The 13,329-nt window shown below is 61.7% G+C and carries 9 protein-coding genes; 5 read left to right on the top strand and 4 right to left on the bottom strand.

Going from position 1 to position 13,329, the window contains the following annotated elements; all coding sequences use genetic code 11:
• The first annotated feature begins 294 nt into the window (after positions 1-294).
• On the top strand, positions 295-1,452 hold the full coding sequence (locus SM755_RS20145) for an MFS transporter (protein WP_323174233.1): 1,158 nt from the start codon (positions 295-297) through the stop codon (positions 1,450-1,452).
• An 85-nt stretch (positions 1,453-1,537) separates the two neighbouring features.
• Here the strand turns inward: SM755_RS20145 and SM755_RS20140 are convergent, their stop codons facing one another.
• Positions 1,538-4,300, bottom strand: a complete 2,763-nt coding sequence (locus tag SM755_RS20140) for a copper-translocating P-type ATPase (RefSeq protein ID WP_323174232.1) — start codon at positions 4,298-4,300, stop codon at positions 1,538-1,540.
• An 87-nt stretch (positions 4,301-4,387) separates the two neighbouring features.
• Positions 4,388-4,975 carry an AsnC family transcriptional regulator gene (locus SM755_RS20135; RefSeq protein ID WP_323174231.1) on the bottom strand — a complete coding sequence of 196 codons (588 nt, stop codon included), beginning with the start codon at positions 4,973-4,975 and terminating at the stop codon, positions 4,388-4,390.
• 282 nt (positions 4,976-5,257) lie between these two features.
• Between SM755_RS20135 and SM755_RS20130 the strand changes: the two genes are divergently transcribed.
• Positions 5,258-6,055, top strand: a complete 798-nt coding sequence (locus tag SM755_RS20130) for a ZIP family metal transporter (protein WP_323174230.1) — start codon at positions 5,258-5,260, stop codon at positions 6,053-6,055.
• Here SM755_RS20130 and SM755_RS20125 read toward each other — a convergent pair.
• Positions 6,048-7,148, bottom strand: a complete 1,101-nt coding sequence (locus SM755_RS20125; protein WP_323174229.1) for a trypsin-like peptidase domain-containing protein — start codon at positions 7,146-7,148, stop codon at positions 6,048-6,050. The genes SM755_RS20130 and SM755_RS20125 overlap by 8 nt on opposite strands.
• Before the next feature lie 1,365 nt (positions 7,149-8,513).
• Here SM755_RS20125 and SM755_RS20120 point away from each other — a divergent pair.
• Together SM755_RS20120 and SM755_RS20115 are read left to right on the top strand one after the other, a co-directional pair.
• A complete protein-coding gene (locus tag SM755_RS20120; RefSeq protein WP_323174228.1) occupies positions 8,514-11,153 on the top strand; it encodes a glycosyl hydrolase in 2,640 nt (879 codons plus the stop codon).
• 105 nt (positions 11,154-11,258) lie between these two features.
• Positions 11,259-12,395 (top strand): TrmB family transcriptional regulator, encoded by a 1,137-nt coding sequence (locus SM755_RS20115; RefSeq protein ID WP_323174227.1) that lies wholly within the window; start codon positions 11,259-11,261, stop codon positions 12,393-12,395.
• 99 nt (positions 12,396-12,494) lie between these two features.
• Here the strand turns inward: SM755_RS20115 and SM755_RS20110 are convergent, their stop codons facing one another.
• On the bottom strand, positions 12,495-12,866 hold the full coding sequence (locus tag SM755_RS20110; protein ID WP_323174226.1) for a carbohydrate-binding domain-containing protein: 372 nt from the start codon (positions 12,864-12,866) through the stop codon (positions 12,495-12,497).
• A gap of 220 nt (positions 12,867-13,086) precedes the next feature.
• On the opposite strand from SM755_RS20110, the gene SM755_RS20105 reads away from it, so the two are divergent.
• Positions 13,087-13,329 (top strand): hypothetical protein, encoded by a 243-nt coding sequence (locus tag SM755_RS20105; RefSeq protein WP_323174225.1) that lies wholly within the window; start codon positions 13,087-13,089, stop codon positions 13,327-13,329.

Genomic DNA, 13,329 nt, shown 5'->3' with positions numbered 1-13,329 from the left:
ACAGGATAGATGGGCTTGAGTGTGATTGTCTCTCGGGATACGGCGAGACCTGACGATACTCGTCGATTGCGGTTGAAATTGCTGCTGACTACGAGATGGCGACAGCCATTACATCGATACTGTGTTAGTGATTGACGATGGGGCGGATCGATACGGCCGTCTTCACTCCCGCAGGCATCTTTCACATCGTGTGTCGTCTCTTCCGATACTGACTCTCTCTCTGGAGCGTTCTTCCGGACTGACTAGAAATTCCGGTTTCGGAACTCTTGAGAATCACTATTAGAAATAGACTCCATGGCTCGCTCTCGGCTCTTTGCCTCCCTCTGTGGACTCGTCTTTCTCGTTAATCTCGCCAGAATCATCTTCGCCCCACTTCTGGACGTTTTTATCACCGAGTTCCCGATCGGGGAGGCGACTGCTGGGCTCATCGTGACGCTCGCGTGGGTCGGCAGTGCGTCACTCCGCCTTCCGACGGGGTGGCTTCTCACGAAGGTGCCGCGACACTACGTCGTCATCGCGTCCGGTGCGATTCTTGCAGTCTCCGCTGCCATCGCGGCGACGGCGACGACGCTTCCGCATCTCATGGTCGGTGCGTTCTTCATGGGGATGGCTTCCGGCGTGTATTTCGTCTCGGCGAATCCGCTTTTGAGCGAGTTATATCCGGAGCGCATCGGACGTGTGATGGGCATCCATGGGGCCGCCAATCAGCTCGCCGCGGTGATCGCTGCGCCGTTCGTCGCCCTCACGGTCCTCGTCGATTGGCGGCTCTCGCTGTGGGCCATTGCCGTCGGCGCTGCGGTGATCACGGTCTACACGTGGATTGTCGCGAGTCGGACCGAGATGCCGAGCGCGGGACAGGCCGACCGTGATTTCGTCGCCGGCGCACTTTCGGAGTGGCGGATCATCGTGACGGCACTGGCTATCGTCGGACTGGCCGTCTTCGTCTGGCAGGGCGTGTTCAACTTCTACGAACTGTACATGCAGTCGAAGGGGCTTTCTGATAGAGCGGCGGGGGCAATGCTCACGATCGTCTTCGCCGCTGGCGTTCCGGCGTTTTACTTCGGCGGTGATCTGGCCGACCGACTCCCGCACGTCCCGTATCTGCTCGGTATCGTCGGGACGTTTTCCGCGACGCTGCTTGTGTTGACGCGACTCGAGAGTCTCCCTGCGCTCGTCGTGAGTTCCGCGTTCATCGGCTTCGTCGTCCACATGTTGTACCCGGCCGTCGACACGTACCTTCTCGATACGCTCTCGGACTCGACGCGAGGGAGCGCCTACGCCGTGTTCAGTTCGATCTGGATGTTCTCGCAGGCGCTTGGCTCGTCGGCCCTGGGCATCCTCCTTGAACGAGGCTACGCCTACGATACGGTATTCAGCGGCGCTGCACTCTTTCTCGGCGCGACGATCCTCGTTCTCGTCCTCTTAGAGCAGACGGATCGCCTCCCGAGTTAACGCGGTTTTCATTTTCATCTCCTGCACTCGGCCCTTGAACCCGGCTCCTGAACTCGACTCCTGAACTCGACTCTCGAGTTCGGAATCAGCGCCGAACTCGTCCGAACAGTTCGTAGTCGTGATCGGGGGTATACCGCCGGAACAGCAGGCTGTTCGACAGCACGGACACACTGGAGAACGCCATCGCCGCCGCGGCCAGGACCGGTTGCAACAACCCGAGCGAGGCCAGCGGAATGAGCGTCGTGTTGTAGCCGAGCGCCCACACGAGGTTCTGTTTGATCTTCTGGATCGTCGCATCGGAGATGCGAATCGCCTTCACGACGTCGAGCGGGTCGTCGCGCATCAGCGTCACGTCGGCGGCTTCGATGGCGACGTCGGTCCCCGACCCGATGGCCGTCCCGACGTGCGCGACGGCGAGCGCGGGAGCGTCGTTGACCCCGTCGCCGACCATCATCGCCTGCCGGCCGTCGGCTTGAATCGCCGCGACCGCGTCGGACTTGTCCTCGGGGAGCACCTCGGCCCGAACGTTCTCCGGCTTGATCCCGACCCGTTCGGCGACCGATCGAGCGGTCCGCTCGTTGTCGCCGGTGATCATCATCACCTCGGTCTCGCGCTCGGAGAGTTCAGTGACTGCCGCCCTCGCACTGTCTTTGACGGTGTCGGCATCGGCGACGACGCCGACGAGTTCACCGTCGCTGTCGTTGTCGTTATCGCTGCCATCGTTGTTCTCAGGTTTGCCATCGCCGGTTCCGGCCGGCACGCGAGCGACGAGCATCGCGGTCTTGCCCTCGTTCTCGAGTCGTTCCATGGTCTCGACGGCCGGCGAGGGGTCGATGCCGTTGTTTCGCAGGAGCCGTCGGTTGCCGACAAGCACCTCGTCGGAGCCGACGGTGGCACGAACGCCCTGGCCCGGCACATTTTCGAACTCGTCGGGTTCTGCGAGTTCGAGCCCGCGCGATTTTGCCCCGTCGACGATCGCCTGGGCGAGCGGGTGTTCGCTGCCGCGTTCGGCCGTCGCCGCGAGCCGGAGTACGTCGTCTTCGGTGAGTCGGTCCTCGCCCGTCACCCGATCCGCCGGCGGGTCGTTCGGATCGCTCGTCTCGCTTGCCTCGCCTGCTTCACTTGCTTCACTCACGTCACTCGTCTCACTCGCGAGACCGCCGTCGACCGCCGCCTCGCCGCCGTCCGCCACAGAACGACTTTCTCCGTCTACCGCGACGACATCGGTCAACTCCATCTCACCCTCGGTGAGCGTCCCCGTCTTGTCGAAGACGACCGTATCGACGTCCTTTGTCCGTTCGAGGATATCTCCGCCCGTGAACAGGACACCGTTTTTCGCGCCGATGGTTGTCCCGACCATCGTCGCCGCGGGCGTCGCGAGACCGAGCGCGCAGGGGCAGGCGATGAGCACCGACGATGCGAACACGACGATCGCGAACTCGAAGACCGAGACGCTTCCCCCGGCCGGTGCCGGTCCGCCGGCGACCTGGCCCCACAGCGGGAGCCAGTCGACGACCCCCGCCAGCGTCTCGGGGAACAGGAACCAGACGAACCCCCAGAACAGGGCGTTTGCGATGACCGCCGGGACGAAGTACGCCGAGATCCTGTCGGCGAGATTCTGAATGTCCGGCTGGCGGGACTGGGCTTCCTTGACCGTCTGGACGATCTGCTGGAGCGCCGTCTCGTCGCCGACTTTCGTCGCCTCCACGACGAGCACCCCGTTCTCGTTGATCGTCGAGCCGACCACCTCGTCGCCGGGTTCCTTCTCGACGGGGACCGACTCGCCGGTCACCATCGACTCGTCGACCGCCGACTGCCCGTCGACGACCACGCCGTCGGTCGGAACCTTCTCGCCCGGACGGATCTTCATCCGATCGCCGACCGTCACCGCGTCGAGCGGCACCTCGGACTCCTCGCCGTTCTCGTCAACGACCGTCGCCGTCTCGGCCTCCAGTTCCAGCAGCGCCCGGAGCGCGTCGCTGGCCTGGCCCTTCGAACGAGCCTCGAGATAGTTCCCGAGCGTGATGAACACCAGGATCAACGCCGCGGTGTCGAAGTACAGACTCCCGGCTAACAGCCCGAGCAGGACGACGACGCTGTACACGTACGCCGTCGACGACCCCAGCGCAATCAGCACGTCCATGTTCGCCCGCCGATTCTTCACGAGCGCCGTGTACGAGTTCTCGTAGAACTCTCGCCCGAGCACGATCTGCACCGGCGTCGCGAGCAGGAACTCGATCCAACCGAACTCGATGCCGAATACGGTATCCGGGAGCACCCCACCGCCGAGCAGGAACTTCTCGGCGATGAAAAAGAGCAGCGGTGCCGAGAGCACGGCTCCGAAGAGCGTCAATCGGAGTTGACGTTGTATCTCTGCTTGCCGCGCGTCGTCGCGGCGTTCCTGATCCGATTGCTCGTTGTCGGTGTCGTCGCGGACGGGCGTGTATCCCGCGTCCTCGACCGCATCGTAGAACGACCCCCTGGACGTGTCCGCCGGATTGAACTCGACTTGCGCCTCGTCGGTCGCGTAATTCGCCTTCGCGCTGATCACGCCGGGAACGGCTTCGAGCGCGTCCTCGTTCGTGGCGGCGCAGTTCGCACACGTCATGTCCGAGATCCCGATCGAAGCGGTCGCACGCTCGGCGTGGTAGCCGGCGTCATCGACCGCGTCGTATAGCGTTTTGAGCGACACCGCGTCGGGATCGTATTCGACGGTTCCGTCGTCGGTGGCGAAGTTGATGTTCGCCGCCGAGACCCCGTCGAGTTCTTCCAGGGCATCGGTGATCGCCTGCGAGCAGTTCGCACAGCTCATGCCCTGAATTTCGAGGTGCGTGGTTCGGGTGTCCATTATCAGACTAGACGGGTGCCGTACTTACCCGCTTTTCTGATAGCAATCCAAAGGTGACACCTAGAGATTCTTTGGAATCCTAAGCAGCTAGACGCCCTCCTCGAGCCGGTCGTAGCGCTCGACGAACTGGCTTCGACAGGACGGACAACAGAAGTGATACACCTGCTCGTCGATTCGAGTCGATTCCCCCTCGCTGTCGACGGTGTTGCCGCATTCTGCGCACGTAAGCGCGAACTCGGTTCCGCCGTGGGAGGGATGCCACTCGGCGGCGTCGATCAACGTCACCGTATAGTCGACATCGTGGCCGTCGAACAGGCCATCGAGCCATCGTCGGACGTTTTGAACCTGTGCGCGGGCGTAAAACCAGAGTTCACCGTCGGCGGTGACGAACACGTGTTCGACCGCGTCGGCTTCGCCAACCCGCTCTTTGCAGTCCTCGACATCGCCGCTGGTAACCGTCGCCTGGACGAATACCGGAACGCCGGCCTGTAACTGAGAGCGGTCGACGTCGACGGTAAAGCGATTGATCACCCCTGCCTCCTGGAGCCGCTGGACGCGATCCGACACCGCGGGCCCGGAGAGACCGACTTCGGCGGCGATATCGCTGAACGGACGTCTGGCGTCCTCGCCGAGGAGTTGTAGGATCTCGATGTCGGTTTCGTCGAGCGTTCGCATAGTTCGAGTTCGGTCTCGAGACTCAATACGCCGTCGGTTAGACTTTCGAAGGCAAATTCGATACGCCATTTCACTTTGGATTCTAACGTCTCCTGTTCTCCGAGCGGACTGCAGTTCGCTCGCCCGCCGAAGGATCGTGGGACTCGGTCCCCGAGAAAGAGAGTGGGAAAGAAGACCCCGAGAAAGAGACGGAGAGACAGAGGGGCCCTCGAGCCGAGGAGACTGCGGGCCCGTGCTCACGACGGGCCGACGTATATGGGTCACTCGGTAGCAGTGTGAGTAATGGGTCTGCTCGAGAACCTCGCGCTCGTCTTCGTCGCCGGGCTGATCACGGCGCTGGCGACGGGCATCGGTGCCCTGCCGTTTTTCTTCTTCGAGTCGATCAGCGACCGCCAAAACGTCGTCCTCTGGGGGCTCGCCTCGGGAATCATGCTCGCGGCCTCCGTGTTCGGGCTGGTCGATGAGGGTCTCGCCGAGGGAAGCCCCGTCGAAATCCTCGTCGGCCTCGCCGCCGGCGTCGTGCTCGTCGTCGTCGCTCACGAGTTCATCGTCGACGCCGATATCGACCCCCGGGAGTACGAAGAGGCGGATTTCAGACGCCTCGTTCTCATCCTGGGTGTGCTCACCGTCCACAGCTTTCCCGAGGGCGTCGCCATCGGCGTTTCGTTCGCCGATCTCGGCCTCGCCGGCGGGTTCGAGTTCCTCGGCGTGACGATCCCGCTGTTGGCGGTGTTCATGACCGTTGCTATCTCCATCCATAACGTGCCCGAAGGAACGGCCATCTCGATTCCGCTCACGTCGCTGGGCGTCCCGAACTGGAAACTGGTCTGGTGGGCGGTCTTTTCGAGTCTGCCCCAGCCGATCGGAGCCGTGCTTGCCTTCGCTTTCGTTCGCGTCGCCCGCGAGTTCCTCGCCGTCGGCTTCGGCTTCGCCGCCGGGGCGATGATCTACCTCGTGCTCTCGCAGTTCGTCCCCGAGGCGCTGTCGATCGGCACCCGACTCCCGAACGGCGGCAAACCTGAACTCGTCGGCGGGATCGTGCTTGGGGTGGTGCTCATGGCTCCGCTAGCGCTCATCTGAGCGGTGACTGTGATCGCTCGGGCCGGGCGGCGAGCGTTAGGTCGACCGTCTGTTCGCCTCCGTCCCGGAGGACGGTCACCTGAATCGAATCCTCGGGACGCGTTTCCAGGGCGAGGTATTCCGCCAAGTCCTCGAATGTGTCCATCGCTGCTCCCTCGATTTCGAGGATAACGTCGCCGCCGACGGGGATGCGAGTTCCGTTGACGGATCGGATCGAACTCGGTTGCAATACGCCGTCCGCCGGCCCGCCTCGAGTCGTCTGGACGACTAACTGCCCGCGAGAGTCGTGCATACCGTTTGCCTCGGCGATCGACGGCGTCACGTTTTCAAGTGAGACACCCATGTAGGCGTGGTCGTACGTTCCCGTGTCGATAAGCCGGGGGACGACGCGCTGTGTGAGTGCGGCAGAGATGCCGAACGCGATGTTGTCTCCTTGCTTCGAGTTCACGACGCCGAGAACGGTTCCATCGAGCGACATCAACGGCCCGCCGCTGTTGCCCGGGTTCACCGCAGCATCCGTCTGAATCGAGTCGGGGATTCGGTAGCCGGAGGGGGATGGAATCAATCGATCGGTGCCGCTGATGATCCCCGTCGTCACCGTTCCGTCGAGGTTGTACGGGTTTCCGATGGAGACGACTTCCTGTCCGACCACGGGCGTGTCCGCTATAAATGACAGTGGGCGTGCCGAATCTGGTACGGACTCGGCCCGGATAACGGCGAGATCGCTGTGTGGGTCTGTGCCTCGTACGCTCCCGTCGCTCCATTCCCCGTTGGAATACCGGAGTTGAGCCGTCTCCGCGTTTCCAACGACGTGGGCGTTCGTGACGACGTGATCTTCGTCGTACTGGAATCCCGTTCCCTGTCCGGTCTTCGTCTGAACCAGTACGACCGAGGAGATCGTCTCTTGGTAGACCGCCGTGTAATCGTTTCCAGCGGCCCGCGGTTGTGTCTCCGATTTGGTCGACTCTGTCGAGGGATCGGATTGTGATGGATCGTCCTCGGCGCGAAAGAGCGACGAACTACAGCCCGAAAGTCCGGTTGCGAGCGACACGCTACTGAACGCGAGAAATCTCCGACGTGTGGATGTCTGCATGGACATCTCAATCTCGAACTACGGTCCCGTTCGTTGTATATATTAGGCTCTGTTGAACTCTCTTGATTCGATACGTTGCTGAAACAGCCGTTAGGTAGATGTGCGACGGGAGTGCCGGTCTTGTGGTGTCCAAATGTATCTCATAATACGTGCAATACTATGTCGAAGTTTGATACCGATCTATGCGTCCTGGTGGGAACTCCACTCTTTTCTGGATACATTGGTTGTTCTCCGATGAGATACTTCCCCTCCGGCAGTAAATTGCTTGATATTTGCCAGAACACACCGTCTTTGTCCGATATTGATGAAGTCCCTCTCTGAAAAATCGTTAGTACTGTGCTTACTACTGCAGATAACGGGACATACGGTCGTCTCTCTCATTTGCCGACTGCTTTTTCTGGGTATTATTTCGATATAGTATTGCAAATAATAATCCATACACCATCCGGCAGCCTTCGCTGAACGCTTCGTAATCGCGACTGTGGATAGTGACCGTCTCTTCATGGACCGCCGAGTTCTCCGAAGCGACAAGAAGCGGGGCGGTTGTAATTTCGTGATCCACGGTAACGCTGCAACGTTCCAGCGGATCGGGGTCCTCGCTTTCGTTCCACTACGACGAGTTCAGCGCAGGCCCGAGTGAGGAATGCGCTAGACCTGCCAGTGACGATGGACTACGGGTCTTGGAGGAATCCGATTCGGTTTACAATAGTACCTGGGTAAAAATATACGCAGCACTGTTTTGCTGTATGGCCGCCGGTTCGTGGCGTGGCAGTAACTTCCGACCTGGTTCCGTCGGTTCTCTCGGCCGCTTCCGAGGTTGAACTCTCCCGCTGGCTACCGGCACGAAATGAGTGGCCGTTCGTAAAGCCGCCTGAGACGTAAACGACCAACTGTTCGAAATCTGTCTGTTGCTCGAGTACATATAAATTTATTGTTGTTTATGCCCCACTCACTCCGGGTGTTTCTCGGGATGGACCCATGGAAAAATAACACATAATATAGACTATCTCTGTGATGGCTGTATTTATGCGACGCATCAAGGGTCATCTCAGTTACCGTCGCCGGCTCGGCAGTCTGATAGCCATCGATCCATTCTCTCATTGCCCTCCATCTCCCTCATCGCTCGACCGATCCACGGTGTGCTTCGCTCTCGACCATGTCGTTATGTTTATAAGTAGTGGAAAAATATAATAGATCTCGGGTGAACCTATGGTAATAGCGCATAGTGGTGCGGCGGCTGTAGAACGACCGTCGATTCAGCAGTGCCGGAACACCGGAACACGACGAGCGGAGTTCTGGACGGAGAGAGTCGGCGAACGTGTTCACCGCCGGAGGGCCGCGCCCGGGCGCTATCGGGAGACAGTTATGAACGATAACCAACCGTCGGATGGCGAGGGCATCGACAGCGAACTACACTCGAGCGACATCTCGCGCAGGGACTACTGCAAACTGATCAGCACCGCTTCAGCGGCGGGAGCGGTCGGTGCAGTCGGCACAGTTGGCGCGAGTAGCCATGTTCCGGTCGGCAATGGCAGCTACACGACAGCGTTGCCATCGGGAGCGGAGGCACCACAGGCGACTATCTGGACGACATCGGCGTTCGGCGGCGAGCCGGTTCCGACCAACGACTGGTGGTCGAGTCTCGTCTGGAACTCGTTCTCCGAGAACATGTTCTCTCAGCCGCTGATGCTTCGGGCGGAAGAGGACGGCCTCCTCGTCAAGAATCCGACCGAGTGGATCGATGGGTCGACAACAGTAATGGACAATCAGGGGCGCGATCTGACGATCGGACATGCGGGTACCGATAGCTTCGGCGACGCGCGTCTCGACGATCACGGCGACTGGTCGGTCGATGCGGTCTGGGGCGATGGAACCGCCACCACACTGCGTGCAACGTTCGCGCAGGGATCACCGTTCGTCTTCTGCGAATACGAGGGCGGCGGCGCTGAGATCGGTTTTGACGATGCGCCGGCGGTTTGGGCCGACGAGGGCAACGTTCTCGGCGTCACGGTCTCCGGTCATCACTACGGGTTGTTCGCCCCCTCGGGAACGAGCTGGACGGGCATCGGTACCGACACGCTCGCCAACGACCTCGGCGGCGCGGGATACTGCTCGATCGCGGCTCTCCCCGAGACCGGCTCCCTCGAGACGTTCGAGGCGTACGCGTACAATTTCGTCACCGACACCCAGGTCGACTGGGAGTACGATCAGGCAAACGCCGCGGTCCACACGACCTACAGTTTCGAGACTGCCGATAGACCCGAGAGTGCAGCGGCGGGAACGATCACAGCCCTGCATCCCCATCAGTGGAAATACAGTGACGACGAGACGTTGGGCACGACCTACACGTCCCCGCGCGGAGAGATGCGCGTCGTTGCCGGACCGTCGTTCTCGACGACCTACGACTACGGCGGCATGCTCCCGTTCTTGCCCGACGAAGGAGAGTACGATACCGCGGAACTACGGGGATATATCGACGAGATCGATACCGCGATCGACGGGCCAGACACGTACAACGTCGGCAAGGACTACGGCCGACTGGTCGAGAGCAAGGCGCTTGCCGAGCAGTTCGGCCCGAGCGACAAGCGTGACGATATCGTCGGCTCACTTTGCGACCACCTCGAGCGGTGGCTGCAGGCCGAGAGCGGATCGGACGAACTGTTCTACTACGACGACAACTGGGGGACCCTGCTCGGGTATCCCGAGAGCCACGGCTCGGCATCGTCGCTGTCCGATCACCACTTCCACTACGGGTACTACGTCCGCGCTGCCGCCGAAATCGCGCGTACGAATCCCGGATGGGCTGACGAATCCGAGTGGGGCGGCATGATCGACCACCTGATTCGCGACTACGCAACCCCCGATCGCGAGGACGATATGTTCCCCTTCGCCCGGAACTTCAGCCCCTACTGTGGGCACTCCTGGGCGGAAGGAGGCGGCGCAGAGTTCGCCGACGGGAACAACCAGGAATCCTCCTCCGAAGCGCTCAACGCGTACGCGGCGATCATCGAGTGGGGCGAATACACCGACAACGCGGAACTGCGAGACTTCGGCGTCTACCTGTACACGACCGAACTCCACGCCGTTCACGAGTACTGGTTCGACGCCGACGACACGAACCACCCCGACTCGTGGGACTACGACACCGCCGGGATGGTGTGGGGCAACGGCTACGCCTATGCCACCTGGTGGACCGCGGACGAGGAGGCGATCCACGGTATTAACTGGCTCCCGCTCGCCGGCTACTCACTCCACCTGGGGTGGGACGATGCGGCCCCCGAAGCGAACTACGACGAACTCGTCGCGAACAAGGGGACCGACGAGTTCAGCTACTGGCCGGATCTCATGTGGATGTACCGGGCGTTCTCTGACGGGCAGGATGCCGTCGACAAGTTCGAGGCGCGAAAGGGCGAGTACGAGGTCGAGGGCGGCCACACCCGCGCCCAGACGTACCACTGGATCTACAACCTTCGTGCGATGGGCGCACCGGATGGTGACATCACCGCTGATACGCCGTTCTATCAGGTGTTTAGCGACGGGACCCAGCGGACCTACGTCGCCTACAACGCCGGCGACTCCGAGCAGACCGTCTCCTTCTCTGATGGGACGCAGTTGTCCGTCCCGGCGAACTCGATGGCGACGGCTACCGGTGATGATGGTGGTGATGGCGGTGACGGTGGCGACGGCGGCGACGGTGGTGATGGTGGCGACGGCGGTGACGGTGGTGATGGAGAGACCTATTCCGGAGACGCCGGTGGTGGATGGACTGCGACCGTTTCGGACGGCGGTCACTGGGAGTTCGATCCGAACGACGCTGCCGACTGGGCGGACGTGCAGTTCGACGACGGCGGCGGCTGGATCGGGTATCGAATGGCGGCCGACGGGGGCACCCACGTCCACACTCGTGACGCCGCCGATGATGGCGACTCGATCGATGTCCGGTTCGTCTGGGACGACGGGGCTGGTGGGCAGTACATCTCTGCTGCGTTCACACACCAGTACTGACCGGTTCCGATCGGCTGGATAGAGACGGACCGGATCGGTGGCGAAGACATCGATTCGGCCCGATTTTGCAAAAGACTGATTAGCGGGTGCTCCAGTGGTGGGGGCATGGACAGGGACCCACTCCGGGACGCGCTACAGGACGCGGGGTTGACCTCGTACCAGGCCGACGCATACATCACGCTACTCGAGCAAGGAATGATGCCGGCGGTGGCGGTCGCCAAGCGCTGTTCCGTCCCGGTGTCCCAGATCTACGACGTTCTTCGCGCTCTCGAGCGGATGGACTACATCGAGACGTTCGACCAGGACAAACTCCACGCCCGCCCGCGGGAGCCGATCACCGTCCTCCGCGAACTCCGGTCCCGGAGCGAGCTGATGAACTCGGCGGCGGATGCGATCGAAGATCGATGGGAGCAACCGGCAGTTAGCGACCACAAGGTAAGCGTCGTCAAACACGAGGAGACGGTCATCGACCGGGCGCGAGACCTGATTCGGGACGCGGAGAGCTTCATCGAACTGTCGGCGACCGTCGACCAATTCCGGACCCTCACGAACGCCCTGGAGGATGCCCGCGATCGCGGCGTCATCACGAAGGTGGCGGTATACGGGGTCGATCTGGAAGCGCAACTCGCGACCGTCTCGTTCGAAGAAACGGTGACAGAACTTCGCGCGTGCCGAATTCCGGGGCCGTTCCTGCTCGTGGCAGACCGCACGCAGACGTGCTTTACGCCAAACGATTGGGCCAACAGACCGTTCGGCGTCCTGATCGACGACTACATTCTCTCGTTTATCTTCCACTGGTACTTTCAGACGGGCGTCTGGGCGCTCTGGGAGACGGTGTACGAGGACACCGACCCGCCCTACACCTACATGACTCTCGAAGAGTTCGTCCAGGACGTCGCGCCGCTCTGGCGGGACGGAGCGAACGTCGCAGTGACGGTCGACGGGACGTGGGCCGACACGAACGACGCCTGTGAGATCACCGGGGTCGTCACCGACATCGGATACCCGGGTGTCTATCGGTCCGAGGGCCGCCCGTCGTTCGAGGAGGTAGCCGGCTTCCTGCAACTGACGCTGGCCGTCGATGGCGACCTGTACAGCGTCGGCGGATGGGGGACCGTTTACGAGGATATCGAGGCGGTCCAAATTACGCTCGAGGCCATCGAGTTCGACGAACCGAACAGTGGGGAGAGCGCCGACGGCGACGACGTGTCTGCGGCCGCGCTCGAATCGGAAGACGATTGATCGACGACGCTTCTCGAACTCGATTGTGACCGCCCCAGTGAACTCGTCGGACTGGCGTTCGACCCGGGTCCGCACGCGAGCACCGACCCGTTCGCGAGTTCACTGCAGCGTGATCGCGTTGAGGTTCCAGGAGCCGGTTTCGGCGACGATCTGGACCGTGCTCTGGGTATCGACTGCGACCCCGGTGGCGACGGTGACGGCGGTCCAGTCGTGCCAGCCGCCGGTGGCCGGCATGTCCACCGTCCCGGAGACGTTCTGGCCGTCGTCGGCCTCGTCAGTGGCGTGGGCGAATTCCGCGACGTTAGGGCCGTCGGTTCCCGACGCGACATTGTGTTCGACGGTCGGCTTATCGTCGGCGTAGTCCGCGGGCACATTCGGGATGGTTCCGCGGTGACGACCGATATCCGCCTCGCTACTCGTCGGTCGATGCTGCTCGTCCGTCCCGCGATCGGTGTCCGTTATGGTGTGCACTCGTTCGTTGGCCTGGAGGCAGCAATGCGCTGAGGAACTGTCCTCTCGTTCGCTTCTCCGCCCAACTACTGTAACAGTATACGAACGTTATATATAGTCTATTTCACCATTCACGTGATGTTGAGCGCAATCATCGGGAACTAACGCTCGCCTCTCCCGTTCCGCCACAGTACCACCCTTCCAATCGGTACATCCAAGTGCCGGCGATGGATCACCCCTGTTGATTGCTGGCACCTATTCGGATCGGTTCTGGAAGACGATCTGCGAGTACCGCTCCGCCGTCGTACTCCTGTTGGGCCTCGAAGCCGTCCTGCTTGCACTCTTGGTGATCGCGCTGTGGCTACAGCCGGCGGGATCCGAAACGAGGGCCGTACTCCTTGCCGATTTCGTCCTCGTCGGGACCGGGTTTTTTGCCGCGGCCTCCGTGCTCTATTGCTGTCGGCAGCGTCGGCACGGTCGCTGA

It is taken from the genome of Natrialba sp. PRR66, assembly GCF_034808065.1.
GTDB classification, from domain to species: Archaea; Halobacteriota; Halobacteria; order Halobacteriales; family Natrialbaceae; genus Natrialba; species Natrialba aegyptia.
Note: the sequence above shows the minus strand (reverse complement) of the source record. Positions and strands in the feature narration are given on the sequence as shown.